Source organism: Wolbachia endosymbiont (group A) of Scambus nigricans (genome assembly GCF_947251485.1).
Lineage (GTDB): Bacteria > Pseudomonadota > Alphaproteobacteria > Rickettsiales > Anaplasmataceae > Wolbachia > Wolbachia pipientis.
Genome location: NZ_OX366356.1, coordinates 885,976 through 911,322 on the forward strand (window position 1 = coordinate 885,976; position 25,347 = coordinate 911,322).

The window sequence follows — 25,347 nt, forward strand, 5'->3', positions numbered from 1 at the left end:
ATAATTAAACCGAAAAACTGTTACCACAACCACATTGAGACTTAGCAAAGGCATTCTTTATTTGAAAACCAGAACCACTGAGATCCTCAGTATAATCTATAACTGAGTTATTTAAAAATTTTGCTGAACAATTATCAACCATTAATACAGGATTACCATTTTCATCATTAATTACTATATCTTTACCTTTTTCGCTAAAACTGGAATGGCTTCTATAGTCCTCGCTTTCTTCATAATCATCATCTTCGTCTTCGTCATCAAACTTATCATCGTAATCATCATCTTCATCATCCAAAGATAGATTTTTATTCATTTGATCCATAAGAAAATTGTATTTGAAGCCAGAACATCCACCGCCTGAAACTGCAACCCGTAAAACGGAACTCTTATCTCCTTCCTGCTCTGCAAGAGAGTGGATTTTTTTTAGTGCATTATCAGTTAAGTTGATGTTGTAATTTGTTGACATAGTAACCACCGTTTATTATTGATAACTTATTATAGTAGAAATTTTACATGTCAAACAATAATTTTCTATTAAATTATGCATGTTTTCCAAGCAAAACAAAAGGGAGATACTTCAAAGAGCCAGAAGATGAGAATCGCAGCTGCTTTCAGCGTGATAGGGACCGTATCATTCACTCTAATGCGTTTAGAAAATTGGAGTACAAAACACAAGTTTTTATCAATTATGAGCACGACTACTATCGCACTCGGCTTACTCATAGCCTTGAAGTTGCACAAATTGCAAGGTCCATTGCGCGTAGACTTGGCTTAAATGAGGATATCACTGAATGCATAGCGCTTGCACATGACCTTGGTCATCCTCCATTTGGTCATGCAGGTGAAGATGCTCTAAAGAAATCAATTCAAGATTTGAATCTTGATAACGAGAAGTATGAGTTTGATCATAATGTTCAAGCTATAAGGATTTTAACTTATCTTGAACAAAAACATGCTGATTTTGATGGTATGAATCTAAGTTGGGAGGTGATTGAAGGAGTTGCAAAACATAACGGTCCCTTGCTTGGTCAAAACGCGGAGTCTTCTACAAGTAATCAGCTGTTATTAGAATACAACAAAAAATATGATCTAAAACTTGAAGAATTTTCAAGCATTGAAGCGCAAGTTGCTTCAATTGCCGATGATATTGCTTACAGTGTTCACGATCTTGATGATGCACTCAGGGCGAATTTAGTAACCATCGAAGATTTGCTGAATGTTCCTTTAATTGAAAAAATGTTTAAAGACATAAGGAGCAGATATTCAGAATTGCCTCAGAGCAAACTCATACATGAATCACTGAGTGGAACTATAGGAACTATGATAAGTGATGTTGTTTCTCAGACTGAAAGAAATATTGAAGATCACAAAATAAAAAGCGTAGAAGACGTAAGAAGTCTAAATAAAATGCTAGTCACATTTTCACCAGAAGTTGCGAATGCTACAAAAGAAATGAAAAGATTCAACATGGAGAAAATATACAGAAGCTATAAACTGAGTAGAACGATGAAAAAAGCAAAACGCATAATACAGGAACTCTTTCAATGTTTTTATGAAAACCCAGGATTACTTCCCACAGAGTGGAGCAAACTCGCTTGTGAATCTCAGCGTTCAGTAATAATATGTGACTATATCTCAGGTATGACAGATAGATTTGCTATACACGAGCACAGAAGAATTTTTGATACCTCATACGAAATGACTTCTTTCTAATGACTGATGATCATTTCATGTCAATTGCATTAAGGCTTGCAGAAAAAAATCTTGGAAATGTTGCACCAAATCCTGCTGTCGGGTGTGTTATTGTAAAGGATGGTACAATTGTTAGTGAGGGATACACAGGGATTGGTGGGCGTCCGCATGCGGAGGTAGTCGCTTTGCAAAACGCTAAAGATTCAACTCATGGCGCAACTATATATATCACTCTTGAGCCATGTTGTCATCACGGAGTCACGGGGCCTTGCACTGCAAAAATCATAAAAGCTAGCATAAAAAGAGTAGTAATTGCAACTATTGACCCAGATAGTAGAGTTTCAGGCAGAGGCATGAAAGCTCTGAAAGAAGCAGGAATTGAAGTTGAGCAAGGTATTATGCAAAAAGAGGCAAAAGAACTGAATGTCGGTTTTTTCACCACTAAAGAATTACATAGACCATTTATAGCTTGCAAAGTCGCAACAACTCTTGACGGAAAAATCGCAACATTTACAGGCGATAGCAAATGGATAACAAGTGAAAATACGAGAAACTGGGTGCATGAGCTCAGAACGAAATATGATGCAATTATGATTGGCAGCAATACTCTTATTAATGATGATCCACTCTTAACTTGCAGATTACCAGGACTCGGAGGTAGATCGCCAATAAGGCTAATTATAGATAGTCAAGGGAGATTAAAGGAAGAGCATAACATTGCAAAGACTGCAGACAAAGTAATAACTTGGGTCATCACAAATAAAGAAGTAGAGAAAAAAATAAAAAACATTAACTACTTAGTAGTTAATTCAAGCAACGCAGGTAAGGTTTGCCTAAAGGACATGGCATTAAAACTTGTTTCAGAAATTGGTATAACAAGATTATTAGTTGAAGGTGGAGGAGTGTTAATCACAGAACTATTAAAGTGTAATTTAATCGACAGGTTGATAATATGCCGCAGTGGTAAAATTTTAGGCAATGATGCCACTCCTTTTGTAGGAGATTTAGGGATTCAATTCATTAACAACTGTTATCAGTTTAAAAAAACAAAGATAATAGAGTTTAGTGAGGATATAGTTGAGGTTTGGGATAGGTCGTCATAATCCTTACATACTCAAACAGTAAAAAAAAGGTATCCGTTCAGCGGAGCGGTAAAATAAAAAGTAGACAAGGAGTGCTAAAAACATAATATCACAAGTAGTATGTGTGGTAAATATGTCTGATCTACTAGCTAGTCTTCTCAAGCTCTGTGAAAGCTTTAAAATAGAGATAGAGCAACTAAAAGCAGAGATAAAGAGGTTAGAGATAGAAAACGAAAATTTTAGATCTGAGAATAAGGCGCTAAGAATCGAAAATGCTGAATTGAAAGAAAGACTAGGTCTGAATTCACAAAATTCATCGATACCGAGCTCAAAAGAGTTATACAAGCTAAAGAAGAAAAAGAAAAAAAGTGACAGGAAAATAGGGGCACAGATTGGGCATGAAGGAAAGTATCGCCCTAAAATGGAAGCAGATGAAGTGGTGAAAATAGAGTTCTTGCGAGTGCGGAGGAGAAATTCCGATATCGAAAGAGCCATACATTCATCAAAAAGTTGATTTGCCAGCTTATGTTGTGGAATACCAATGGCCGCTGTTGCAAGTGTGGAAAAAGAAAAAGTAGCAGGCTACCAGAAGGTGTTACTGCGGATACATTTGGTCCAAAAGTTAAGTCAACAATTGCGGCGCTGAGCGGATTTTACAAGAACTCGAAAAGAGAAGTAGCAAATATTATAAAAAATATTTTCAACCTGGACATCAGTGTTGGTAGCGTGTCAAATAGCGAGGCTAGAGTTGCAGAAAAATGCCAAGAAGCATATGAGCAAATCGAGCAAGAAGTAAGTAAAAGTGAAGTTCTGCATATCGATGAAACGAGCCATTATAACAAAGGTAAACTTGGTTGGTGCTGGATGTTTGCCAGTAATACAGCAAGTTTTATAAAATTGACAGAGTCAAGAGGAATGAAGGTTTTACAAAATAGTAAGTTCTGCAATCGCAATAGCTTACGACAGGTACGCAGCATACAACTATAGCCTTTCTTATAATAGTCCGAATGCGATAAGATATGTGTTTATGGCTATAGCAGGCCAGTAGCATATTACGGTCTGTTCGGATTATTGTAAAAAGAGCTATACTTAAGAAACGTAGCCACTGAATTATTTGCACTAAAAAAGGCCTTGCTAAAAAATGAGATAGATGTTTTTAGATTTACCAGACGTGCCAGAAAATTGCGAAAACGTACAAGGTATTACTTGAAGCCGTTTACCTGAAGCAATTGGAGCTTCTCGAGTTGCAAAAAATATTTTGAAATCTGAAAGAATAATGTGGAATTTTTTAGATGACCCAGAAAACATTCCGCTGACAAACAACCATGCTGAACAGCAGATACGGCATTATGTCGTTTATCGCAAAAATTCATATTTTACCCAATCGAAGCGGGGAACTTGAACGGATAATTTCATTATATAGCCTTTCTTATAATAGTCCGAATGCGATAAGATATGTGTTTATGGCTATAGCAGGCCAGTAGCATATTACGGTCTGTTCGGATTATTGTAAAAAGAGCTATACTTGACATGGAAACAAATGGGCTTTCCAAAACCTCTTATCTATCATCTCTCACACCGCTTAGCTGAACGGATACAACCCAAGAAAGGTTTTTCTACGTCATACCGCCGCGGTATCTCAGCATAGATTCCGCTAACGAGTAGCGGAATGACGAATTTGTTGTTTTTCAAATTGTAGGTAAACCTAAGCCACTTTAGCTATATAGGGTCACAACAATAGATTTTTAAGATCGGTTACGGCCTTCTTAATATCTTCAGCCTTGAATATCGCCGATCCCGCAACTAAAATATCAGCACCTGCTTTTATTATATCAGCTGCGTTAGAAAAGTTAATTCCACCATCTACTGAAATTTGTGTTTTAAGATTACGCTCCTGTATCATTTTTTTTATAGTAGATATCTTGTTCAACTGTGAATGAATAAATTCCTGCCCTCCAAAGCCAGGGTTGACTGTCATAATCAGCACAATATCTAGCTCATGTATTATGTATTCAAGCACACTTGGAGAAGTTGAAGGAACAATTGAAACTCCAACTTGAATCGGTTTTTTTTCGTCGTTTACATTTTTGTATGACTTTATCTTTCTTATCAACCTCTCAAGGTGTATCTCTGCTTCTGCATGTACAGTGATAATATCAGCACCAGCATTTATAAAGCTTTCAATGTGGTTACCAGGAGATTTGACCATTAAATGCACATCAAAAGGAAGATTGCTATATTTACGTATTGCAGAAACAACGCTAGGACCAATTGTAATATTTGGAACGAAATTCCCATCCATAACGTCTATGTGTATGTAATCCACACCTAAATCGCTAATTTTTCTTACTTCTTCCCCTAATTTTGCAAAATCTGCTGAAAGTATAGAAGGTGCAATTTTAATACTCATGAGCTGCCTTTTTTGCTAAAAAATAACTTATTTTTAAAACTCTGTCACCCTAAGCACCATCTGAGTAGCTAGAGACCGATATCGGTATGCCTATTTAACTAGATCTTAAATTAGATAAAAAAAGGTAGTCTTGATAAAACTTATTTACAGCAAGTTTTTTTACATTTGGACTTTCTGTTTGTTCTTTTTTGTACCCTAATTTATAGCTTATTGAATCCTTATATGAACTGATCGTTTTGTATGCTTTGTTCATCTCTCTAGGAAAGATGCCGTTAGCAATTACGACGCATAACCCTGTAGCTGTTGCAAAAGCTAGAGTGGTAAATGCTAGATTTTGTAAAAAATTCCTTCCACTAACTTTTTTTTCCTGTATATTAGCAGAGTGCTGTTTGTTTGACACTTCTTCTAGATATTCATACCATATGTGATTGCAGTTCGTACATTTTACCTTTCTTCCAGATGCACCTATTTGCTCGTGAGATACTAAATAAGTCTTAGTACAATTATAACATTGTATTTTCATAGTACTTACGTATAAAGTAGTAACAAGCCCAAATGATACGAGCTACAAATTTAATATCAATATATATATAACAAATGGAAGGTTTGCAACTAAAAAAAGCACAGAGTGAGATAGAAGATATTTGGAAAAATAGAGAAAAATTTAATGACTGTAATCTAAAGAAAACAGCAAGAATAGCAATTAAAGAGGTAATTGAGCTCCTTGATAGTGGCAAAATTAGAGTAGCAGAAAAGCTATCAAGTGGAGAATGGGTAGTACATAAGTGGATAAAGCAGGCAATATTATTACATTTTCTCACCGAAGAAAATAAAATAATAGATAATACTAATTGCTGGTTTGATAAGATCGGTAACAAGTTTAGTGAATGGAATGAGGAGAAATTTCGCCGGTTAAAAATTAGAGTAGTTCCTGGGTGTTTTGTTCGCCGATCTGCTTATATAGGTACAAATGTTGTTCTAATGCCAAGTTTTATCAACGTTGGTGCATATGTTGATTCAGGAACAATGATAGATACCTGGTCAACGATTGGTAGCTGTGCGCAAATAGGAAAAAACTGTCATATTTCCGGTGGAGTGGGAATAGGTGGAGTTCTTGAGCCTATTCAAGCTTCACCTGTCATTATAGAAGATAATTGCTTTATTGGAGCACGTAGCGAAGTGGCCGAGGGTGTGGTAGTGAGAGAAGGATCAGTCCTTGGCATAGGTGTGTTTATTGGGGCATCAACAAAGATTATTGATAGAGAAACTAGCAAGGTATTTTACGGCGAAGTGCCACCTTATTCTGTAGTGGTACCAGGGTCTATTCCATCTAAAAATAATATTTCAACCTATTGTGCAGTCATAGTAAAAAAAGTGGATGAAAAGACGAGATCGAAAATCTCTATAAATGAAATATTGAGGGATTAAACTATCTTACTCCTTGTCGTCACTTTTTTTATCATTATTACTAACCACAGTAATGGCATACGCGCATAACTCTGAGAAAGAGACTCCATTTTCTTGAGATAGTTTATATAATTTTTGTAGACTTTCTTTTACTTTATTAGGAATATTCCCTCCACGTTCTTTTACAAGCCAGGAATCTTGATGATGAATTGGATGAGCATCACTTTTTGGATTTCCTATGTATATTGCAAAAGGTGAACTTTGTCCTTTGAAGTCACATTGTACAGTAAATTTTTTTATAGATTCAGCCATCTAAAGACCTCTACTTTTCTTTTTGGTCGATTTTATAGCAGGTGGAAGAGGTGGTTTCTTTATAAAATCTTGTCTATTGACAACACTTTCTCTACCTTCCAAAGCTCGGCGAACATCAGCTCTGCTTAATTGCGACTCTTTTGCTACCTTCATTCCATGCTTTGCCATAATATTAGCATATCCTAGTACTTTTTTTACCAATGCTAGATCACCATCTAGCATTTGAACTAGCACTTGAAACACTTCCGCTAAAGTTAGCCCATCAGCATTTATAACCTTGTTTTCTATAAAATTGACAGCTTCTTCAAATTTGTATTCAATACTATCATCTTGAGCTATAAGGGCAACATAATCGGTGTTTTTGTCGTCCATAACTGAAGCACTATTACTCACAAACTTAAGTGTATACTATATATATAAATACTCTACTATTTTATGTTATGGCACGCTATAGTTAAACATTTATTAATAACATGCTCACTTATATACACGAATTAATTGACAAAAGTCAAGGATCAATATCCATCAGTGATTTCATGAATGCCGTTTTGTACCATGAAAAATACGGCTATTATACAAGTAAATTACCGCTTGGTAAGGATGGTGATTTTACTACCGCACCTGAGATCAGCCAATTATTTGGTGAAGTAATTGCAGTTTGGATAATGCATACATGGGAAAAATTAGGAAAGCCATCAAAATTTTCTCTAGTTGAACTTGGTCCAGGCAAAGGAACACTCATTCACGATATAATAAGAGTCACTAAAAAATACAGCAGCTTTTTTAATTCAATGTTGATCCACTTAGTTGAAATAAGCCCTACTTTACGAAAGATACAAAAGGAAAAATTAAAAAGCTTAGATGTTAATTGGCACAAAAATATTGACAACCTACCAGAACAACCTACCATTTTTTTAGCAAATGAGTTCTTTGACGCTCTTCCGATAGATCAGTTTGTATATCATGATGAGGGGTGGTATGAAAATATGGTGACAAAACAAGATGATGGCAGTCTCTTGGTGTCATGCCAGTGCGTGACACTGGAATCCAGAAAAAAAGAATCATGGATTCCAGTGTCAGCTACTCAGATGACAAATGGAAAATTTTTTAATGGTGCAGTGGTGGAAATATGTTCAGTTGGGGTTGAAATATTAAAAAAACTTGAGAAGAAGATATATAATAATAAAGGAGCTGCTTTGATTGTAGATTACGGTTATGTATACCCCGCATATAAGAGCACTTTGCAATCGATAAAACAACATAAGTATGCTAATTTTCTTGAGAATGTTGGTAATAGTGATATTACCGCACTTGTAAACTTTCAAGCATTAAAAGATTCATTAAAACACGTAGATTGCGAGATTTTAACTCAAAGAGAATTTTTATATCTTTTTGGCATAAAAGAAAGAACCCTGGCTTTAATGAAAAGCGCAAGTGATGAACAAAAGAATAGGATCTTTAGTGAATTCTTAAGGTTGACTGAAAATATGGGCACTCTTTTTAAAGCAATGCTATTGATATAGCTAACCCAAGAAAGGTTTCCCTACATCATACCGCCGCAGCGCTAACGAGTAGCGGAATGACGAATTTGTTGTTTTTCAAATTGTAAGTAAACCTAAGCCACTTTAGCTATAGCATAGCTAAAGTAATTTATGTTATTGGGTAAGTTAAAAATATGATATAAATAAGATAGGAGGGAGCTACTCACTATAGGAATAGAGTTGTGCACGACCCACAACTGTACGAACATTTGTTTGCGAAGAAATGTTATAGCTGGTTTTGCCTCAAACACAAAGATGTCATACGAGTAGCTGACTACTTGGATCCAGCCTTTCCATCCAAGACGGCAGTGCCCAGACACTGGAATAACAGCAGTCCTACGTCATACCGCCGCGGTATCTCTAGATCCCGCTAACAAGCAGCGGGATGACGGTTGTCTCCTAGCTGTCATCCCAGTACTGGTAGACTCAAATCACAATGCTCGTATAGCTGCAACCCTGGAGGTACTGTTTCTCACCCACTGCAAATATTGCACGGTACTATCCACTTGGTCGTCGTGGCGCGTTTCTGGGAACATTAAAATCTCATACTCAAAATCGTTCAGCCATACTGCTTGGTGCGGCAGAAAAACCTTGCCAGACTCTATAATCGGAACAATTTGATGAAATCGAGTGAGCTTGTCATCATGTGGCACTATTTCAATAATCGGTAAATCACTGTTTGTCTTTAGCTCTTGCACCAATTGTTGACCACTTGTTTTTGCTTCGATTAAAATTGCGTGTGGTGTTCATCTTGCAGCTAGTGACAAAACCTGTTCTTTAAGCTTTGGATACTCAAGCTTTGCGCGATATACGTCGAGTAAATAGAATTTATTATCTATTTTTGCCCAGGTGATGCAGACACTAAAGTTGCTCATGTTACTTGTTGAAACCGCAGTATCCCAACTTTGTGTTATATGCGAGAGATTATCAGGAAATTTTTTATAGCGTTTCAACCACCCTGGTTTAATTATACCACTTGAAAGCGGCAGAGGGTTTTGTTGATATTGAGCAGCAAAAGCGTAACTCCCAAGTTCAGCTTTTATTATCTCAACTTCTTCTTTTCCTCCATCGAGGGGATATAACAACTGACCTTCTTCTCTTGAATATAATATCCTTACAGGTGACGCTGGTTTATTATATAATCGCCTGGTCGCACAGTGCTGAGCTACTCGGATGATAGGAACGGGAGGTATTGGCTTTTTGATTGAATAAATATAGCCTTTCTTATAATAGTCCGAATGCGATAAGATATGTGTTTATGGCTATAGCAGGCCAGTAGCATATTACGGTCTGTTCGGATTATTGTAAAAAGAGCTATAACCTGCTTATTTTCAGAAATCATTGGCAAACAAATATGATGCCATATGTTTTTTGGCTTGGAGAGAAGGTGTCCAGTTAAGTCCTCCTGGTGTAGCCTGTGCATTACAAGAACGATGACTCCTTTTTTTCTATCGTTCAGCCTGGTTACTAAAGTCTGATCAAACCAGTTTGTGGCACGCTTTCTAAGCGTTTCACTCAAAGCTTGATCAGAACTGAGCGGATCGTCCACAATGATAAAATCACCACCTTCACCAGTTAGTGTTCCACCAACTGATGTTGCGATTCTGTATCCTCTCTGCACTGTTTGAAATTTATATTTTGTATTCTGGTCTTTGGATAGTTCTATCTCTGGAAATAGCGCTCTATACCAACTAGACTGCATCACGCACCTGGTGTCGAGCGAGTGCTTTTCGCTGAGCCGCTGAGAATAACTTGCAACTATTATTCTCGCAGTTGGTTGGTTTCCCAGTATCCATGCGGGCCACGCAACGCTTATGCACATGGACTTCATCGAGCGCGGAGGCATATTGAATATTATTCGTTTCACTTCACCAGCGCTCGCCGCTTCCAGCCTATCTGCTATGACTTTTATATACTGATAATCGTTATACTCACACCCCGGCACTACCGTTTGAAAGCACAGTTCAATGAATTTTAGAAAGTTCATGATATAATGTTGAAACCAGCGCTTAACGCTGGGATGACAGAAAAAGGAGCACTGACCCTTTATGGTCTCTTAAATTGCAATTACAAACATTAAGAAATTTACCAAATAAAAAAAAGGCAAAAGAAGCCCCGTGGTTATTATCCGCTTTAAAATATTGGCGTTTTTTATGTTTTATAGCCTTTCTTATAATAGTCCGAATGCGATAAGATATGTGTTTATGGCTATAGCAGGCCAGTAGCATATTACGGTCTGTTCGGATTATTGTAAAAAGAGCTATAGATGCGTTATTCATGGCTATTGGTAGGCGCAAATCTGCTAAAAATCTACTATTTCATAGCGATCAAGGATCGCAATACACCTCTAAAAATTATCAATTTTTACTAAGTACAAAAAATATTACTTCTAGTATGAGTCACAAAGGTTGTTGTTATGATAATGCTGTTTCAGAGAGCTTTTTTAGTTCACTTAAGAGAGAGTTACTCATTGATACTTCACAACACTCTGCACAACAAGCTAAAACCGCAATATTTGAATATATAGAAATTTTTTATAATAAACAGCGTAGACATTCTACTATTATAGCTCTTTTTACAATAATCCGAACAGACCGTAATATGCTACTGGCCTGCTATAGCCATAAACACATATCTTATCGCATTCGGACTATTATAAGAAAGGCTATAACTATTGCATTCCTGAGCTTTTTGATTCATCATTCTCATAGCAAAAACGTCTTAACTTTCTGTCTACTTTTTCTGGGTAAGGTCAATACTGCAAAAAATTGAACATAAGACGCCGATACATTAAGTAATCCTTACCTCTTAATCTGCAGATTGGCGAAAGCAAATACAATAGCTTCACTATCATGATAAGGGCGCTGGCGAAGGGTGTCAAGTAAGTTTTTTCGTTTCTATTCCCAATAAAAGTTCGTTATATGGTTATGCAAGAAGTTTAATACTCATAGTTTCAAGCATATACTGAAATATTTCATTAGCTATAGCAACATCTTGGCGTGGGGCTTTGCCGTGTTCTATAAACACAGAGATTGCATAGCGCGGGTTATGGTAAGAGTCATAAGCGATAAATAACTTATGACTTTCACCCTTAGAGTTTATCTCTGGTGTACCGGTTTTACCGGCAATTTGTATACCGCTTAGCCCTTTCTTATAGGTTCCAGTTTTAGAATTCACCACATCAAACATAGCTTTTCGAACTATGCTAAGATGCTCACAATCCACATCAATATCGGGAAAATCTTGTATCGTTTCATTCATCTTAATGCGGGGAATTACCTCTTTTCCTGTTGCAATCCTCGCTGCAAGAACTGCAAGCTGTAGTGGTGTTGTAAGCATATACCCTTGTCCTATAACTAAGTTGATAGTGTCACCTAAATACCACTGCGAATATAGCTTTCGTGTACGCCAATCTCTATCTGGCAACAACCCTGGAGCTTCTTCTTTAAACGTTCCAATCAGTGGCCCACTTCCAATACCAAATTTTCTGGCCATTTCTACTAGAGAGTCTACACTTATTTTTTTCCCTATATTATAAAAGTAAGTGTTGCATGATAATGCCATTGCTTCATTTAAAGATACATATCCATGGACTTTGCTTTTCAGGCAACGAAATTTCCGCTCACCTATTTTCATATAGCCCTTACACGAGAATTTTTCTTCTGGTGTGATTATTCCGTCTTTTAAACCCGCAAGCGCAACTATTACTTTAAATATTGAACCAGGTGGAATTTGATATGATAACGCACGATTCACGAGCGGCAATGAAGGAGCATTCAAGCTCTCCCAAGTCTCATTTGATAGCCTGCTAGCAAAAAGATTATTATCGTAAGAAGGTGAATTATATAATGCTAAAATTTCTCCATTATTTACATCAATTACCACTGCGGAGCCTTGGTGATCTTTAAATACCTCTGCGGTTTTCTCTTGCAGATTAATATCAATTGTCAGTTGTACATCTTGTCCGTCTTGTTGTGGTATGCTTGATAATTCTTTTATGACGCGTTTTTTAGAATTTATTTCCTGCTCAGATTTTCCTGACTTGCCTTTCAATATATGATCATATGTATATTCAATACCGCTGATTCCTACTTCGCTTATGCCTTGCTGTCTTTTTGTATATCCGATTACATGAGAACACATTGAACCAAACGGGTAATAACGTTTATAAAGAGCAGTTATTTTTTCTGACGATTTTGCTATCTTAGACTCGACTTCTGATAATGTCTGCAAATCAACTTCCTTACCAGAACCATCAAACAAAACAACATACGAAATTTTATTTACCGCAAGTTCAATGCTATTCCTATCTAAAATTTTGCCCCGCTTAGGCATAATAGTAGCAACTCTTATTCTATTACTATTAGATAGTGCTTCGTACTTTTGTCTGTTTCGTATTTGTAAATTATATAACCTGCAACTAAAAACCGCAGAAATGGTAAGCTGAATACCACCTAATATGAATGCTCTGCGGTTAAAGACTTTGTTTTTTGTCCACATAACATTCCTTCAAAACACACTTTTTTCCCCTCTTTTATTGTTACACTTCTGGCTTTTACCGTATTACAAACCCTTTTTTCCCACTCACTTAAGGTCACAAACTTATAACCTGATTTTTTTAGTATTTTAATAATATGAGGTAAAGCTTCAATTGTGTTTGACCTGTTATTGTGATCATGAAACAGTATAACTGCTCCATTATGTACATTACTTAAAACTCTTTCAACTAAAGTTTCTGGCTTATCACCTTGCCAATCTAGCGAATCAACTGTCCATAATATTGAATACATATTTAATTGATCAGTATTTTCAATCAGATTATCGTCATAACATCCATATGGCGGACGAAACCATTTTACATCTTGTTTTATTGCATTTTTAATTGCTGTATTTGTCTTTTCCAATTCTTGCAATTGTTCCTCACTTGAAAGTGATGTCAAATTCCTATGCGACCAAGAGTGATTGCCTAACTCATGACCTGATTCATGAATTTTCTTTACTATTTCAGACGTTTTTTCATTTATACGTTCACCAAGCACAAAAAATGTTGCTTTTGCTTCATAGCTTTCCAGAACATTAATAATATCGTTTACTCTATTGTTAGACGGTCCATCATCAAACGTAAGCGCAACAAACTTATCGTCGTTATTCAATAATTTTTTTATATTACTTAAATTTCTATATGATAGATCTAGATTACAACTGAGCCCACAGTATGGTAAATTAAAATTACAATCACTACAAAAAGCCGTACTTGAATATAGTAAGAAAAAAGTGATTATCCTTATAAACATTTGTAATCAGCAAAGTGATAGAATACTACACTTTTTTGCTAAGTTAAGCCATCTTTAATTGCTGTAGCCTTTACTTCATCGCTTCTTTAATATATTGTATTAACAATTTTATATAATATATTATGATTGCAAATATAAATACCGTTGCGCTTCAGGGAATTAGCACAGTAAATGTCAATGCACAAATTCATATGGCAAATGGTATTCCAGCTTTTAATATTGTTGGCTTGCCGGATAAAACTGTTGCAGAATCCAGAGAGCGCATCAGAGCAGCGTTAAATTCAATCAATCTACTACTACCTCCAAAAAGAATTACAGTTAATCTCTCCCCTGCGGATTTGCTGAAAGAAGGCAGTCATTATGACTTGGCTATTGCTATTGGACTACTTGTTGTAATGAATGTGATACCAGTTGAAAAAGTTCAGTCTTATATAATCATGGGTGAACTGGCTCTTGATAGCAGAGTTATTCCAGTTTCAGGTGTGCTGCCAACAGCAATTAATGCAAAAAAGGACAATAAAGGAGTAATTTGCCCGAGAGGAAATGGTGTAGAAGCTGTATGGGTGAAGAATGTTTCAATTCTGGCTATAGAGAAATTATAGCTCTTTTTACAATAATCCGAACAGACCGTAATATGCTACTGGCCTGCTATAGCCATAAACACATATCTTATCGCATTCGGACTATTATAAGAAAGGCTATAACTGATATTATCAGACACTTTAAGGGTGAGCAATTAATTCAGCCAGTAATTTTTAATTATAGTGATGCACCCAAAGAAAAAAGATTGGTTCCCGATATGAAGGATATCAAAGGCCAAGTTGTTGCAAAAAGAGCAGCTGAAATTGCAGCAGCAGGTGGGCATAATATGCTTCTTGTTGGCCCTCCTGGTACTGGAAAATCAATGCTTGCTAAACGCTTTATAGGGTTGCTGCCTGATTTAACCGAACAGGAGATGATTGATGTTGATATTATTTCCAGCATAACAAAAACTGGTAATGAAATATTCAAATAACTCGTCCCTTTCGTGAACCTCATCATTCATGCTCTATACCAGCGATGATAGGGGGAGGAAAGAATGCAAAACCTGGAGAAATTACCATGGCTCACAATGGCGTGTTATTCCTTGATGAGTTGCCAGAATTTCCAAGACTTGTGCTTGATTCTCTGCGCCAACCACTTGAAGATAGAAAAGTTACCGTTGCAAGGGCAAATGCTCACATAACCTACCCTGCAAATTTTCAACTGATTGCTGCAATGAACCCTTGCAGGTGCGGTTATTTAGGTGATGCAAGCAGATCGTGCAACAAAGCTCCAAAGTGTGGCACAGATTACAAAAACAAAATATCAGGCCCATTGCTTGATAGAATAGACATATGCATTGAAATGCCAAACGTTAGCATACTCTCTCCTGAAATCTCTGTGGAGGGAGAAAGTACTAAAATCATAAGAGAAAGAGTGATAGCAGCAAGAAAAGTTCAAACTGAGCGCTATAGTGAATTAAATATTCGTTGCAATTCAGAAGTAAGCGGTGAAGCATTTAATAAATTTACTGAACCAGATCAGGCAGGGTTAGAATTGCTAAAATACGTACTGAAAGAAAATTACATTTCCAATCGAGGCTACACACGCGTATTAAAAGTTGCAAGAACTATTGCAGATCTTGCAAAAAGTGAAGAAGTAAAAAGAGCACACATTGCTGAAGCGCTCAATTATAGAATAAAGGTATATTAAAAAATTATTTTACTTGACAGGCAATTTTTTTTACTATATGCTTCCTTAATGAAATTTTAACATTCTATTTAAGGGGTAGAGTTATGGCATTAACAAATTATAGCTATGAAAAAGGGGATGGCATTTTTCGTGCTATTTCAGAAGGATATATACGAGCTGAAAAATACTGGGGAATTCCTGGTGCTGCTGGTGGAGCTGGTAAGTACGCTATGCATAATAAAGGGAGAACAGCATTATTTCCGCTTGCAGTTGCAAGTGTTGTCTTTACAGCAATGCATATAAAAGCAGGCTTTGTTGGTGCAGCAGAAGCTTCTGGGTTTCTTGCTAAGACTGCCAGTTACTTTGTTGGAACAAATCAAGCAATAGCTGCTTCATTACCTGGATTTATCGGAACAGGTGTTGCTGGTCAGATAGTTGCGGGTGCCATAATGGCAATTGCTGCAGTTGCTGCTGTTTATGGAACATATCAAGTTGCCTCAAAATTAAAAGATGTTGCAGTTGAAGCATTGAAAGGGAAAGATCAGGCAGTATAATAATCTTCAACAAAATAAAAAGGGATAGGTTTCTCTCCCTTTTTATAAACGTTTTCTATTTTTTGCATCGGTTAAGTGATGTCATCTAAGAATCTAGTTGTTATAATTAACGGCACTTATTAGTATAAATGTTAAGAATAAGTAAATCCCGTTTACTATTTACGCCTATAGAAGTGAAAAGTATTTGCATATTATTAAAAAAGCGGTAACTTATTATCAAGTGGATCCGCTAAATTTGAGTAATTTAAATGTCTATTGATCTTAGTCTGCCGGAGTTGCCTGTATTACACCCAAGGATTACCGTTGTGGGAGTGGGTGGTGCTGGTGGAAATGCTGTGAATAACATGATCCAATCTAATTTGCAAGGAGTGAATTTTGTTGTCGCAAATACCGATGCTCAAGCACTAGAAAAGTCGTTATGTGATAAAAAAATTCAGCTTGGCATTAATTTAACTAAGGGGCTTGGTGCTGGTGCTTTGCCTGATATTGGCAAAGGTGCAGCAGAAGAGTCAATTGATGAGATTATGGAGCATATAAAAGATAGTCATATGCTTTTCATCACAGCAGGAATGGGCGGTGGTACTGGAACTGGTGCAGCACCGGTAATTGCAAAAGCAGCCAGAGAAGCAAGAGCCGCAGTTAAGGATAGAGCGCCAAAAGAAAAAAAGATATTGACTGTTGGAGTTGTAACTAAACCGTTCGGTTTTGAAGGTGTGCGCCGTATGCGCATTGCAGAGCTTGGACTTGAAGAACTGCAAAAATACGTGGATACACTTATTGTCATTCCAAATCAGAATTTATTTAGAATTGCAAATGAAAAAACTACATTTTCTGATGCATTTAAACTTGCTGATAATGTTCTGCACATTGGCATCAGAGGAGTAACTGACTTGATGGTCATGCCAGGGCTTATCAATCTTGACTTCGCTGATATAGAAACAGTAATGAGCGAGATGGGCAAAGCGATGATCGGCACCGGAGAGGCAGAAGGAGAAGATAGAGCAATTAGTGCTGCAGAGGCTGCAATATCTAATCCATTGCTTGATAATGTATCAATGAAAGGTGCGCAAGGAATATTAATTAACATTACTGGTGGCGGAGATATGACTCTGTTTGAAGTTGATGCTGCAGCCAATAGAGTGCGTGAAGAAGTAGATGAAAATGCAAATATAATATTTGGTGCTACTTTTGATCAAGCGATGGAGGGAAGAGTTAGAGTTTCTGTTCTTGCAACTGGCATTGATGGTCGCAATAATAAATCAGAAACTTCACCTGTAAGTCAGAGCGAAGACTCAGAGAAAGAGAAATTTAAGTGGCCATATAGTCAAAGTGAAAGTACACAAGACAAAACACTGGAAACAAAACCAGCTGAACAGGTAAGCGAAGGAGCTAAGTGGGGCAGCAATATCTATGATATACCAGCTTACTTAAGAAGAAAAAAATAATGCAATTTTGGCTACTTAAGTCAGAGCCAAGTGAATACTCATGGCAAAAAATGGAAAAGGAGCAGGTAGTTGAGTGGGATGGTGTGCGCAATTATCAAGCTCAAAATTACATGAAAATTATGAAAGCAAGCGATCTTGCGTTTTTTTATCATACAGGTAAAGAGAAAGCAATACTTGGAATCGTTGAAGTATTTAAAGAGTATTATCATGTTAATGATCCCAAGTTCGGATTAGTGAATGTAAAGTTTTTGAAACCTTTAAATAACCAAGTAACGTTAAATAATATAAAACAAAACCCACTTTTGAAAAATATGACTATATTAAAACAACCACGTTTATCAATTGCCCCAGTTTCGGAAATTGAATGGAATGAAATAATAAGGATGAGTGATGTGTAATACCTGTCATTTCAGTTCCTAAATGATGTCATCTCAGCACACAACGCACAGCTGTATGAATATTTGTCTCGAAGGCAGTGCATTAAACGTTATAGCCGATTTTGCATCAAACACAAAGGTGTCATTCCAGTGCTTGACACTGGAATCCAGCCTTAATGCAACCACACTAAAGCCGTTGTGTTTTAATATAAGATTAGCTACTTTTATATTCACTAACTTGATGTCTAATCAAAATTCCTGGATCCCAGTGCCTAGACACTGGGATGACATCCTTCTAGTGTACAATATTCGTACAGTTGTGTACATGACACAAGGGTCTATAACTCTTCTTTTTTGGATTCCAGTGTCAGCTATTTGCATGACACCCTTACTGATGTGTCACTCATGTTAGAAGTAAATATTCTTGACAAGAAATGGTGCAGCATTATAGAAAATCCTAAAAATTTTGTATTAGGTGTCATCAATGCTTCTCTAAAAGAATTAAAAATAGACCACTATAAACCAAATATATCAATAGCTCTGGCTGATGATGACTTGCTACATCAACTTAATTTAAAATTTAGAGAAATGGATAAGCCAACTAACGTACTATCATTTCCGTATGAACAATTGTCTAATGAGTGCGATTTAGGAGACATAGCAATTTCAATAGACACAATAAAAAGAGAATCGCATGAGTATTATATACCCATTCTTGCTCACATTGCACACATGTTAGTGCATGGATTACTGCATTTACTCGGTTATGATCACAAAAAAAAAGATGAAGAAATTATAATGAAAAATCTAGAAAGAGAGATTTTAGCTTCGCTTGGCTACAATATGTGTGCGATTTAAAAGGAATTTAATAAAAATATAGTAGATGATAATAAAATATGTTATCTACAAAGGGTTTTAGCTATAAACAATAAAAGGTAAGTGATATGGTTCAGTTTTCTTTGCCAAAGAATTCTAAAATTAATCAAAAGGGCAAAATTTATCCTATTCCTGCTAGAGCAAAAAACATCAGAAGATTTCAAATTTACCGTTGGTCTGCTGATGACGAGAAAAACCCTAGAATAGACACATTTTTTATTGATATGGATAGTTGTGGCCCTATGGTACTTGATGCATTAATAAAAATAAAGGATGAAATAGATTCGACTTTAACTTTCAGACGTTCTTGTAGAGAAGGCATATGTGGATCTTGTGCCATGAATATTGACGGAACCAATACTCTTGCATGTACTAGATCTATACATGATATAAAAGGTGACGTAAAAATATATCCATTACCTCACATGTATGTAATAAAGGACCTAGTCTCGGATTTGAGCCAATTTTATGAGCAATACAAATCAATTAAACCTTGGTTACAAGCAGATAAGCCTGCCCTACCAAATAAAGAATACTCTCAATCTTCTGAAGATAGAAAAAAATTAGATGGCTTGTCCGACTGTATATTATGTGCTTGCTGTTCGACTGGTTGCCCAAGCTACTGGTGGAATAGTGATAAATTTTTAGGACCAGCAATACTATTACAAGCTTACAGATGGATTGCTGACAGCCGTGATAATAAGACAGGTGAAAGACTTGATGTTTTAAACGACCCATTCAAGTTGTATCGTTGTCATACAATAATGAATTGCACAAAAACTTGTCCTAAAGGACTTAATCCAGCAAGAGCAATAGCGAAAGTAAAACAGCTCATGGTAGAGAGAGAAGGAGTTTAAGTATTATCTTTTGCATTCTTCGTAAGAGAACAGCAAACCTTCCGAAGCGTAGGGTATTGTTAATACCCTGAACGCTTTTCCGTTTGTGAAGTGCATCGTATCATCGTACGATTCAAATAATTTTTTGAACAACTCATGTCTTTGGTTACTAATAGTTTGAAAATCCTCTTTTTCTAAAAGCTTTTTAGATTCGAAGAGGTAAAGCATAACTTCGTGATAAGTTGGGTAAGATGCCAAAAATTTTGGGTCAAATTGAAAGGTTTTTATAAAAGCATTATTATAAAATTTTAGCTTTTGATTCTTACTATATATTACTATAGCAACCGGTAACCTCTCAAGCAAATTTTTCTGTGTAGCTAAATAACTGTTTAATTCAGTATATAACTTCTCTGCATCACTAACATCTTTCCCATACATTACTATGCTACCAGAACCTTGCATTGGAATTTTAACAAAATCGAAAACCTTAGGTTCGTTCTTATAAGTTATGACATGTCTTCCTGGTTTTGTGCTATGAGCGCTACCGGTAATAGCAAATTTCTTAGAACCATCTACATATTTATCATAAAACAAGTTATAAAATTCCACCTTTCTACTCTTGTTATATCTTAGTATTGGAAATGGTAAAGAGTTGAAAACGTTTTTATAGCTCTCCACTTCCTGTGTAAGCTTACTATTTTCTAACTCAAGTCCGTTAGCCTTTATCTTACAGTCTGAGACATTCCTTATCCATAACAGCACACCTATCACATTGTTAGAATCATCTATTATGCTTCTACCGTAACATATGCAATAAACCTCACTGTCTTTTGACTTTAAATCTAGAGTAAAAGATTTATTTATTTCCTTTGCCTCAACAAAATTTTTGATTAAGCTTTCTGATTGCTCAAAAAAATTCACAAACTCATTAAATGAGTAAAAAACAGTATTAAGCAAAATTAGTAAATTGGGAGAGAACTTTTCTATACGTTTTTTTGCATCCCAAATATAAAACCCATCATTCACAGTATCAATTAAATTATTTATGATAACATTTTGATGCTGTAAGTTCTTAATCTTATTACTAATTTTTAATTTAGAATAAGAGAGAAAGAATAATATTAGAATCAATATTAAAACCACTTCATACAAAAAAAACATAGCACTTTTAAAACAAATGTAAAAATTTGTAACCGCTCAGAATTATGCTGAAGAGGTATATAAGTAAAGATTGCCTAACATTTGAAAGCCCAATCTCTTATAAAGGTTCACAGAAGATTTCATACAATGTGCTACTATATATTTGCATTCAAGCTGTTTAGCTATCTTTATTCTTTCTAAAACCATTTGGGTACCTATTCCACGATTCCTGTAAATTGGTAAAACTCCATCACTATAAAAACCAGCTACGCTATCTTGAACATAAAGACCGCATGTCCCAATAATTTCATTATTTAGTGTTACAAGAAAAAATCTTAATCTTGAGTTCTTATCATCATAATTTGATAATCCGCGAAAAAATGTGCTGACAATTCCAACGCCATGATAAAAAATTTTAGAAGTGTGTAGATCTAACTGTTCTAAGAGGTTGCTACCATTCACAGCATTTAACCTCAAGTTTGGAATAACATCAGCAGGTAAAAAGTAATTTTTCATATTAAGTAAAGCTTTTTTTGGTGTGCTAACGTGTTTTATTTCACACTTTTTTAAAATATCTCTTATTTTCATATGTGAATTTATTACCCATGTTGCTTCTATATCTCTTGTTCTGAGATAATCTAGAGTTTTTTGTATAGAAAGCTCGGCACATTGATCTCCACAGAACACAAAATTAAATAATGACTCCCTGGTACCATTTATTGTAAATATGATGTTATCAAATTCATCGTGTACTTCCCACTCAGATAAATTCGCTGTGTACAGTATATAATCCTTTAGATTTTGAACAATTAAGCTTGAATAATAAATTTTTTTATCCTGCATACACCAACAATAAACAATAAAAGGCTCCTATAAGAACACAGGCTAAAATTGCAGCTATAACGTCATCTAGCATAATACCTAAAGGACCTTTGGTATTTTTATCGATTAAATTTATAGGCCACGTTTTTATTATATCAAAAAACCTAAAAGAAAAAAAGCACAACAACAATGAAGAACAATTCATCTCTTGGCTTAACAATATCGAAACTAAAAGTATCGTCAGCAATTGACCAACCACTTCGTCAATTACTACCTCTTTTGGATCACATGAAGTCTTGTAATGTTTTATATAATTACCTGTAGACCATAATCCAATTAAGAATAAAAAAGAAATAATTGCTGCACCTAAAATTTTGTTGCTCAGGATTACAGGAACAAGCGGAAAAGAAGCCAAACTACCCACAGTACCTGGCATTTTTTTTACTGTTCCAGACAGCCACCACGTTGATATTAATTTATATAAAAATTTCACAATATATCCAAATACAAAATTAACTTATAAGAACAGAAAGAGTATCCTCTATAGAGGCGCTTTCATACAATAATCTATAGACCGCTTCACATATAGGCATTTTTATCTTTAGCTTTCCTGCTAAATTAAATATGGACTCAGCAGTGCTAAAACCTTCAATCACTGACTCGCCTTCTGACAAAATCTGCTGAACATTAAAGCCATTGTCACTATTACCTATTTTAAACCCAAAAGATAAGTTTCTTGAATTCAAGGATGTGCATGTCATAATTAGGTCACCCAGACATGCTGGCCCAAGTAGTGTATTTATATCCACATTACCGTCACCAATTTTTGCTGAGTATAAAGCCTTAATTTCGCTCATACTTTTCGTAATCAATGCTGCATGAGCATTAAACCCAAGTTTACTACCTAGAACAATCCCACACGCTATAGCAAAAACGTTCTTTAACGCTGCACAAATCTGTACTCCTATAATGTCGTTACTAAACTCCAATTTAACATTTTCTTGTTGCAGCTCTGATACTAGCTTTGAACCTAATGTGTTATTTTGGCATGCAAGAACCATTGAATAGGGTAATTTTCTTGCAACTTCTACAGCAAAGCTAGGACCTGAAAAAATAGCAATAGGATTGTTAGGTAAAATTTCATTTACTATTTCACTAGGTAATTTTAATGTAGACTTTTCTATTCCCTTACAAGCTAAAATTATTGCTACATCTTTTTTCAGATTACAATTATGCAATTGCTGACATACCTTCCTCAGAGACTGAGTGGGAACAGCGAGGATTGTTACTGAAGCATTAATTATGTCTTCAATAGCCAATTTTACTGACACATTATCAGAAATTCGACAACCGGGTAGCTTGTCACTTTCTCTTTTCCCGTTGATTGATTCAAATGTAGTTTCATTGTGAGTCCACAAAATCACATCTTTCTTACTACCTAATGAAATTGCGATTGCTGTACCCCATGCACCAGCACCTAAAATTGATATTGCCACACAATATTCCTGAAAATATTACTTATACTTTAAAATAGTAGGATAAGTAAATTAAAAATATAACACAGACATATAGAATAGTTAAATATTTATTAACCGAAGTATTCTTTTAATAATAGTAACTTTAATTCAATATTTACTAAAAATATTATTACTATCATGGTATGTCTATTATATTCTATAGCTCTTTTTACAATAATCCGAACAGACCGTAATATGCTACTGGCCTGCTATAGCCATAAACACATATCTTATCGCATTCGGACTATTATAAGAAAGGCTATAGATCTATTTATATAACTTTGGAACAATATATTTACTATTAATTAATAAGTGTAATTTTGATCATTTGTTAATAAAAATTTGATTTATTACTTTCCTTAGTTATATATATTACTAAAATTATAAATTATTTATGGGGTGTAAAATATGCGTATATTATTAATTGAAGATGATCAAGTAAGTGCAAAGACTGTAGTTAACGCCTTAACTTCTGATGGACACTTCTGTGACGTTGTTACTTCTGCACAAGATTATAACAATAATATGGTTTCCTCAAACGGAGATTACTATGACCTAGTTATTTTAGATATACACTTACCTGGTGATATTGACGGATATGATATATTGTTAAGACTAAGAAGTGCAAAAATCAAAGTTCCTGTCTTAATACTTTCATGCATATCCGCTGTCAATCACAAAGCTAAAGGACTCGGGTATGGTGCCGATGATTACTTAACCAAGCCATTTCATAAAAGCGAGTTATTAGCTCGAATTAAGGCCATAGTGCGTCGTACTAAAGGCCATCCTGAATCGGTGATAAAGATTGGTAATATAAATATCAATTTTGATCACAGGGTTGTTGAGGTGAAAGGTAAAACGGTTCACCTTACTAATAAAGAGTATTCTATGATAGAATTGCTAGCACTGCGTAAAGGAACAGTACTAACAAAAGAAATGTTCTTAAATCATCTTTACAATGGCTTGGATGAACCTTCAGATAACAAGATAGTTGATGTTTTTATGTGCAAATTACGTAAGAAACTTGAAAGTGCAAATGATGGAAAAAGCCACATAGAAACCGTTTGGGGCAGAGGGTATGTTCTGAAAGAGTATATTGATGATGATGAATATTCTAATGTTAATGTAGGCGAAAGTAGTGATGGCTATCAAGCAGAACAAGTTAAGGACAACGCATGAAATGCCTACACATTTAAATATAGCATGGCTTATATCGCACGTATCATGTGAACGCCTAGGTGAAATATAAGCCGAGTTCTGTTTATGTAGCTATTTATCTGGAGTAAATGTTACCATTTACCGCATGCGATTTACCCGAGTAGATATGAGGAAAACATAAAATCTACTTCTATTTAATCTTGCTCCTAGTGTTGGTTACTCGACTACCAATGTTGCCATTGCCATGGTGTGCTCTTACCACACCTTTTCACCCTTACCTAAAAATATTTTAGGCGGTAATTTTCTGTAGCCCTATAACTGGAGTTACCTCCGGCGGGCATTACCCGTCACTATTTTTCCTTGGAGCCCGGACTTTCCTCTGCTATGTTTATCACACAACAGCAGCTACTTATTTCACCTAGGAATTATACTTTAACATGAAAATCACAAAAGCAAAAGACAATTTCCTAACAGTCTACATATTAAAAACATTTAGACAAATAGCTATAGCCTTTCTTATAATAGTCCGAATGCGATAAGATATGTGTTTATGGCTATAGCAGGCCAGTAGCATATTACGGTCTGTTCGGATTATTGTAAAAAGAGCTATAAAGGTGATATTCCGGCACATCATCACTATCCCAAGATAAGCTTTTTTCACTTTTAGACTCCGCTTCAGTTAGTCAAGAGCCTGGTCCACCGCTTGAAGACGATGAGCTACTTCTTGATCGACTACTACTTTCTACTGATATACTATTTAGCACTGTTTCAGATTGATATATAGTTCGCATTCTGTTACCAGTGGTAAAAATTTCTTCATCGCTACTTGAAGATGATCGCCTTCTATAACCCAAATCAGTTAGTTCTAATACAGGAGCAGCATTACGACCCTTAACATATCTATATGCTATGAATCCTATAATTCCAACAATACCTATTGCTCCAACCAAAGATCTCCCTATCATTCCTGCCTTATTAGACCCTATAGCAAGTTGAGTAGGTTGTGGTGAAGAAGTAGACTGAGGAAGTAAAGTCGTGGTGAATATAGGAGTTGTTGACTCTTTTGTTCTAGTACTTGGTATACTATAGCCTTTCTTATAATAGTCCGAATGCGATAAGATATGTGTTTATGGCTATAGCAGGCCAGTAGCATATTACGGTCTGTTCGGAT

At 35.7% G+C, this 25,347-nt stretch carries 29 protein-coding genes, 1 other RNA gene and 5 pseudogenes; 15 read left to right on the forward strand and 20 right to left on the reverse strand.

Features of this window, described 5'->3' with window-relative positions; translation table 11 throughout:
- Positions 1–4 precede the first annotated feature (4 nt).
- Positions 5–466 (reverse strand): HesB/IscA family protein, encoded by a 462-nt coding sequence (locus OPR46_RS05060; RefSeq protein ID WP_265043105.1) that lies wholly within the window; start codon positions 464–466, stop codon positions 5–7.
- Between the two features lie 47 nt (positions 467–513).
- Here OPR46_RS05060 and OPR46_RS05065 point away from each other — a divergent pair, with 47 nt between their 5' ends.
- From OPR46_RS05065 to OPR46_RS06885, 4 genes and pseudogenes are all read left to right on the forward strand, one after another.
- The gene (locus tag OPR46_RS05065; protein WP_265043106.1) at positions 514–1,713 is read left to right on the forward strand and encodes a deoxyguanosinetriphosphate triphosphohydrolase; all 1,200 of its coding nucleotides are present in this window, start codon (positions 514–516) and stop codon (positions 1,711–1,713) included.
- A complete protein-coding gene (gene ribD, locus OPR46_RS05070; RefSeq protein WP_265043116.1) occupies positions 1,713–2,795 on the forward strand; it encodes a bifunctional diaminohydroxyphosphoribosylaminopyrimidine deaminase/5-amino-6-(5-phosphoribosylamino)uracil reductase RibD in 1,083 nt (360 codons plus the stop codon). The genes OPR46_RS05065 and ribD overlap by 1 nt, the downstream gene beginning before the upstream one ends.
- A gap of 112 nt (positions 2,796–2,907) precedes the next feature.
- Positions 2,908–3,766: pseudogene (locus OPR46_RS06880) on the forward strand (IS66 family transposase); the annotation flags it as partial.
- 72 nt (positions 3,767–3,838) lie between these two features.
- A pseudogene (locus tag OPR46_RS06885) lies at positions 3,839–4,258 on the forward strand (IS66 family transposase); the annotation flags it as partial.
- Here OPR46_RS06885 and OPR46_RS05080 read toward each other — a convergent pair.
- From OPR46_RS05080 to OPR46_RS05090, 3 genes are all read right to left on the reverse strand, one after another.
- Entirely contained in the window at positions 4,190–4,327 is a 138-nt protein-coding gene (locus tag OPR46_RS05080) for a hypothetical protein (RefSeq protein WP_265043117.1), read from the reverse strand. The pseudogene OPR46_RS06885 and the gene OPR46_RS05080 sit on opposite strands and share 69 nt — an antisense overlap.
- Positions 4,328–4,503: 176 nt before the next feature.
- A complete protein-coding gene (gene rpe, locus OPR46_RS05085; RefSeq protein WP_264724025.1) occupies positions 4,504–5,184 on the reverse strand; it encodes a ribulose-phosphate 3-epimerase in 681 nt (226 codons plus the stop codon).
- A 94-nt stretch (positions 5,185–5,278) separates the two neighbouring features.
- Positions 5,279–5,707: an MJ0042-type zinc finger domain-containing protein gene (locus OPR46_RS05090; RefSeq protein WP_265043118.1), complete on the reverse strand. Its 429-nt coding sequence runs from the start codon at positions 5,705–5,707 to the stop codon at positions 5,279–5,281.
- A 74-nt stretch (positions 5,708–5,781) separates the two neighbouring features.
- On the opposite strand from OPR46_RS05090, the gene dapD reads away from it, so the two are divergent.
- Positions 5,782–6,612: a 2,3,4,5-tetrahydropyridine-2,6-dicarboxylate N-succinyltransferase gene (gene dapD / locus OPR46_RS05095; protein WP_265043120.1), complete on the forward strand. Its 831-nt coding sequence runs from the start codon at positions 5,782–5,784 to the stop codon at positions 6,610–6,612.
- A gap of 6 nt (positions 6,613–6,618) precedes the next feature.
- On the opposite strand, the gene OPR46_RS05100 is transcribed toward dapD, so the two are convergent.
- Together OPR46_RS05100 and OPR46_RS05105 are read right to left on the reverse strand one after the other, a co-directional pair.
- Entirely contained in the window at positions 6,619–6,903 is a 285-nt protein-coding gene (locus OPR46_RS05100) for a DUF2610 domain-containing protein (protein WP_010962783.1), read from the reverse strand.
- On the reverse strand, positions 6,904–7,275 hold the full coding sequence (locus OPR46_RS05105; protein WP_406833312.1) for a hypothetical protein: 372 nt from the start codon (positions 7,273–7,275) through the stop codon (positions 6,904–6,906).
- Positions 7,276–7,376: 101 nt separating this feature from the next.
- On the opposite strand from OPR46_RS05105, the gene OPR46_RS05110 reads away from it, so the two are divergent.
- Complete coding sequence (locus OPR46_RS05110) at positions 7,377–8,426, forward strand: class I SAM-dependent methyltransferase (RefSeq protein WP_182320464.1); 1,050 nt, start codon at positions 7,377–7,379, stop codon at positions 8,424–8,426.
- 449 nt (positions 8,427–8,875) lie between these two features.
- Here the strand turns inward: OPR46_RS05110 and terL are convergent.
- Both terL and OPR46_RS05130 read right to left on the reverse strand, forming a co-directional pair.
- A pseudogene (terL, locus tag OPR46_RS06770) lies at positions 8,876–10,431 on the reverse strand (phage terminase large subunit).
- A 22-nt stretch (positions 10,432–10,453) separates the two neighbouring features.
- Positions 10,454–10,723 (reverse strand): hypothetical protein, encoded by a 270-nt coding sequence (locus OPR46_RS05130; protein WP_265043126.1) that lies wholly within the window; start codon positions 10,721–10,723, stop codon positions 10,454–10,456.
- On the opposite strand from OPR46_RS05130, the pseudogene OPR46_RS07045 reads away from it, so the two are divergent.
- Positions 10,707–11,009, forward strand: a pseudogene (locus OPR46_RS07045) (integrase core domain-containing protein); the annotation flags it as partial. The gene OPR46_RS05130 and the pseudogene OPR46_RS07045 overlap by 17 nt on opposite strands.
- Positions 11,010–11,369: 360 nt before the next feature.
- Here OPR46_RS07045 and OPR46_RS05140 read toward each other — a convergent pair.
- Both OPR46_RS05140 and OPR46_RS05145 read right to left on the reverse strand, forming a co-directional pair.
- The gene (locus OPR46_RS05140; RefSeq protein WP_265043129.1) at positions 11,370–12,944 is read right to left on the reverse strand and encodes a penicillin-binding transpeptidase domain-containing protein; all 1,575 of its coding nucleotides are present in this window, start codon (positions 12,942–12,944) and stop codon (positions 11,370–11,372) included.
- Positions 12,899–13,738, reverse strand: coding sequence for a polysaccharide deacetylase family protein (locus OPR46_RS05145; protein ID WP_320109352.1), 840 nt, complete (start codon positions 13,736–13,738; stop codon positions 12,899–12,901). Before OPR46_RS05145 ends, OPR46_RS05140 begins: the two co-directional genes overlap by 46 nt.
- 122 nt (positions 13,739–13,860) lie before the next feature.
- On the opposite strand from OPR46_RS05145, the pseudogene OPR46_RS06775 reads away from it, so the two are divergent.
- The 4 genes and pseudogenes from OPR46_RS06775 (at position 13,861) to OPR46_RS05175 (ending at position 17,848) form a co-directional block, all read left to right on the forward strand.
- A pseudogene (locus OPR46_RS06775) lies at positions 13,861–15,472 on the forward strand (YifB family Mg chelatase-like AAA ATPase).
- A gap of 83 nt (positions 15,473–15,555) precedes the next feature.
- Entirely contained in the window at positions 15,556–16,005 is a 450-nt protein-coding gene (locus tag OPR46_RS05165) for a hypothetical protein (RefSeq protein WP_265043135.1), read from the forward strand.
- Positions 16,006–16,253: 248 nt separating this feature from the next.
- Positions 16,254–17,450 carry a cell division protein FtsZ gene (gene ftsZ / locus OPR46_RS05170; protein ID WP_265043137.1) on the forward strand — a complete coding sequence of 399 codons (1,197 nt, stop codon included), beginning with the start codon at positions 16,254–16,256 and terminating at the stop codon, positions 17,448–17,450.
- On the forward strand, positions 17,450–17,848 hold the full coding sequence (locus OPR46_RS05175; RefSeq protein WP_007549395.1) for an EVE domain-containing protein: 399 nt from the start codon (positions 17,450–17,452) through the stop codon (positions 17,846–17,848). The genes ftsZ and OPR46_RS05175 overlap by 1 nt, the downstream gene beginning before the upstream one ends.
- 33 nt (positions 17,849–17,881) lie before the next feature.
- On the opposite strand, the gene OPR46_RS05180 is transcribed toward OPR46_RS05175, so the two are convergent.
- Positions 17,882–18,061, reverse strand: coding sequence for a hypothetical protein (locus OPR46_RS05180; protein ID WP_265043139.1), 180 nt, complete (start codon positions 18,059–18,061; stop codon positions 17,882–17,884).
- A gap of 15 nt (positions 18,062–18,076) precedes the next feature.
- Positions 18,077–18,208 (reverse strand): hypothetical protein, encoded by a 132-nt coding sequence (locus OPR46_RS06890; RefSeq protein WP_255322244.1) that lies wholly within the window; start codon positions 18,206–18,208, stop codon positions 18,077–18,079.
- Between the two features lie 24 nt (positions 18,209–18,232).
- Between OPR46_RS06890 and ybeY the strand changes: the two genes are divergently transcribed.
- Together ybeY and OPR46_RS05195 are read left to right on the forward strand one after the other, a co-directional pair.
- Positions 18,233–18,685 (forward strand): rRNA maturation RNase YbeY, encoded by a 453-nt coding sequence (ybeY, locus tag OPR46_RS05190; protein ID WP_265044095.1) that lies wholly within the window; start codon positions 18,233–18,235, stop codon positions 18,683–18,685.
- 86 nt (positions 18,686–18,771) lie between these two features.
- Positions 18,772–19,560, forward strand: coding sequence for a succinate dehydrogenase iron-sulfur subunit (locus tag OPR46_RS05195; RefSeq protein ID WP_010082472.1), 789 nt, complete (start codon positions 18,772–18,774; stop codon positions 19,558–19,560).
- Positions 19,561–19,563: 3 nt separating this feature from the next.
- On the opposite strand, the gene OPR46_RS05200 is transcribed toward OPR46_RS05195, so the two are convergent.
- The 4 genes from OPR46_RS05200 to OPR46_RS05215 are packed head-to-tail and all read right to left on the reverse strand — an operon-like array spanning position 19,564 to position 22,997.
- On the reverse strand, positions 19,564–20,700 hold the full coding sequence (locus OPR46_RS05200; protein WP_265043141.1) for a hypothetical protein: 1,137 nt from the start codon (positions 20,698–20,700) through the stop codon (positions 19,564–19,566).
- Between the two features lie 42 nt (positions 20,701–20,742).
- Positions 20,743–21,522 (reverse strand): GNAT family N-acetyltransferase, encoded by a 780-nt coding sequence (locus tag OPR46_RS05205; protein WP_265043143.1) that lies wholly within the window; start codon positions 21,520–21,522, stop codon positions 20,743–20,745.
- On the reverse strand, positions 21,512–21,994 hold the full coding sequence (locus OPR46_RS05210; protein WP_006279290.1) for a phosphatidylglycerophosphatase A family protein: 483 nt from the start codon (positions 21,992–21,994) through the stop codon (positions 21,512–21,514). Before OPR46_RS05210 ends, OPR46_RS05205 begins: the two co-directional genes overlap by 11 nt.
- A 19-nt stretch (positions 21,995–22,013) precedes the next feature.
- On the reverse strand, positions 22,014–22,997 hold the full coding sequence (locus OPR46_RS05215) for an NAD(P)H-dependent glycerol-3-phosphate dehydrogenase (protein ID WP_265043145.1): 984 nt from the start codon (positions 22,995–22,997) through the stop codon (positions 22,014–22,016).
- A 159-nt stretch (positions 22,998–23,156) separates the two neighbouring features.
- On the opposite strand from OPR46_RS05215, the gene OPR46_RS05220 reads away from it, so the two are divergent.
- Both OPR46_RS05220 and OPR46_RS05225 read left to right on the forward strand, forming a co-directional pair.
- Entirely contained in the window at positions 23,157–23,297 is a 141-nt protein-coding gene (locus tag OPR46_RS05220; RefSeq protein WP_265043146.1) for a hypothetical protein, read from the forward strand.
- 129 nt (positions 23,298–23,426) lie between these two features.
- Positions 23,427–24,197: a response regulator transcription factor gene (locus OPR46_RS05225; protein WP_010962797.1), complete on the forward strand. Its 771-nt coding sequence runs from the start codon at positions 23,427–23,429 to the stop codon at positions 24,195–24,197.
- A 51-nt stretch (positions 24,198–24,248) separates the two neighbouring features.
- On the opposite strand, the gene rnpB is transcribed toward OPR46_RS05225, so the two are convergent.
- The 4 genes from rnpB to OPR46_RS06790 form a co-directional block, all read right to left on the reverse strand.
- Positions 24,249–24,598: RNase P RNA component class A (gene rnpB, locus OPR46_RS05230), an RNA gene on the reverse strand.
- 53 nt (positions 24,599–24,651) lie between these two features.
- A complete protein-coding gene (locus OPR46_RS05235; protein WP_265043148.1) occupies positions 24,652–24,837 on the reverse strand; it encodes a hypothetical protein in 186 nt (61 codons plus the stop codon).
- A 22-nt stretch (positions 24,838–24,859) separates the two neighbouring features.
- The gene (locus OPR46_RS06785; RefSeq protein ID WP_406833313.1) at positions 24,860–25,141 is read right to left on the reverse strand and encodes a hypothetical protein; all 282 of its coding nucleotides are present in this window, start codon (positions 25,139–25,141) and stop codon (positions 24,860–24,862) included.
- Between the two features lie 17 nt (positions 25,142–25,158).
- Complete coding sequence (locus OPR46_RS06790) at positions 25,159–25,329, reverse strand: hypothetical protein (protein WP_406833314.1); 171 nt, start codon at positions 25,327–25,329, stop codon at positions 25,159–25,161.
- Positions 25,330–25,347 lie beyond the last annotated feature (18 nt).

Bases quoted from the DNA above. Each gene is read 5' to 3' on its own strand.
- OPR46_RS06890 (WP_255322244.1), bottom strand. From the start codon at position 18,208: ATGCAAATAGCTGACACTGGAATCCAAAAAAGAAGAGTTATAGACCCT.
- OPR46_RS05200 (WP_265043141.1), bottom strand. From the start codon at position 20,700: ATGTTTTTTTTGTATGAAGTGGTTTTAATATTGATTCTAATATTATTC.
- OPR46_RS05205 (WP_265043143.1), bottom strand. From the start codon at position 21,522: ATGCAGGATAAAAAAATTTATTATTCAAGCTTAATTGTTCAAAATCTA.
- dapD (WP_265043120.1), top strand. From the start codon at position 5,782: ATGGAAGGTTTGCAACTAAAAAAAGCACAGAGTGAGATAGAAGATATT.
- OPR46_RS05225 (WP_010962797.1), top strand. From the start codon at position 23,427: ATGCGTATATTATTAATTGAAGATGATCAAGTAAGTGCAAAGACTGTA.
- OPR46_RS06790 (WP_406833314.1), bottom strand. From the start codon at position 25,329: ATGCTACTGGCCTGCTATAGCCATAAACACATATCTTATCGCATTCGG.
- OPR46_RS05065 (WP_265043106.1), top strand. From the start codon at position 514: ATGTCAAACAATAATTTTCTATTAAATTATGCATGTTTTCCAAGCAAA.
- OPR46_RS05110 (WP_182320464.1), top strand. From the start codon at position 7,377: ATGCTCACTTATATACACGAATTAATTGACAAAAGTCAAGGATCAATA.
- ftsZ (WP_265043137.1), top strand. From the start codon at position 16,254: ATGTCTATTGATCTTAGTCTGCCGGAGTTGCCTGTATTACACCCAAGG.
- ribD (WP_265043116.1), top strand. From the start codon at position 1,713: ATGACTGATGATCATTTCATGTCAATTGCATTAAGGCTTGCAGAAAAA.
- OPR46_RS05165 (WP_265043135.1), top strand. From the start codon at position 15,556: ATGGCATTAACAAATTATAGCTATGAAAAAGGGGATGGCATTTTTCGT.
- OPR46_RS05175 (WP_007549395.1), top strand. From the start codon at position 17,450: ATGCAATTTTGGCTACTTAAGTCAGAGCCAAGTGAATACTCATGGCAA.
- OPR46_RS05090 (WP_265043118.1), bottom strand. From the start codon at position 5,707: ATGAAAATACAATGTTATAATTGTACTAAGACTTATTTAGTATCTCAC.
- OPR46_RS05195 (WP_010082472.1), top strand. From the start codon at position 18,772: ATGGTTCAGTTTTCTTTGCCAAAGAATTCTAAAATTAATCAAAAGGGC.
- OPR46_RS06785 (WP_406833313.1), bottom strand. From the start codon at position 25,141: ATGATAGGGAGATCTTTGGTTGGAGCAATAGGTATTGTTGGAATTATA.
- OPR46_RS05145 (WP_320109352.1), bottom strand. From the start codon at position 13,738: ATGTTTATAAGGATAATCACTTTTTTCTTACTATATTCAAGTACGGCT.
- OPR46_RS05220 (WP_265043146.1), top strand. From the start codon at position 23,157: ATGGTATGTCTATTATATTCTATAGCTCTTTTTACAATAATCCGAACA.
- rpe (WP_264724025.1), bottom strand. From the start codon at position 5,184: ATGAGTATTAAAATTGCACCTTCTATACTTTCAGCAGATTTTGCAAAA.
- OPR46_RS05060 (WP_265043105.1), bottom strand. From the start codon at position 466: ATGTCAACAAATTACAACATCAACTTAACTGATAATGCACTAAAAAAA.
- ybeY (WP_265044095.1), top strand. From the start codon at position 18,233: ATGTTAGAAGTAAATATTCTTGACAAGAAATGGTGCAGCATTATAGAA.
- OPR46_RS05105 (WP_406833312.1), bottom strand. From the start codon at position 7,275: ATGGACGACAAAAACACCGATTATGTTGCCCTTATAGCTCAAGATGAT.
- OPR46_RS05130 (WP_265043126.1), bottom strand. From the start codon at position 10,723: ATGAATAACGCATCTATAGCTCTTTTTACAATAATCCGAACAGACCGT.
- OPR46_RS05140 (WP_265043129.1), bottom strand. From the start codon at position 12,944: ATGTGGACAAAAAACAAAGTCTTTAACCGCAGAGCATTCATATTAGGT.
- OPR46_RS05100 (WP_010962783.1), bottom strand. From the start codon at position 6,903: ATGGCTGAATCTATAAAAAAATTTACTGTACAATGTGACTTCAAAGGA.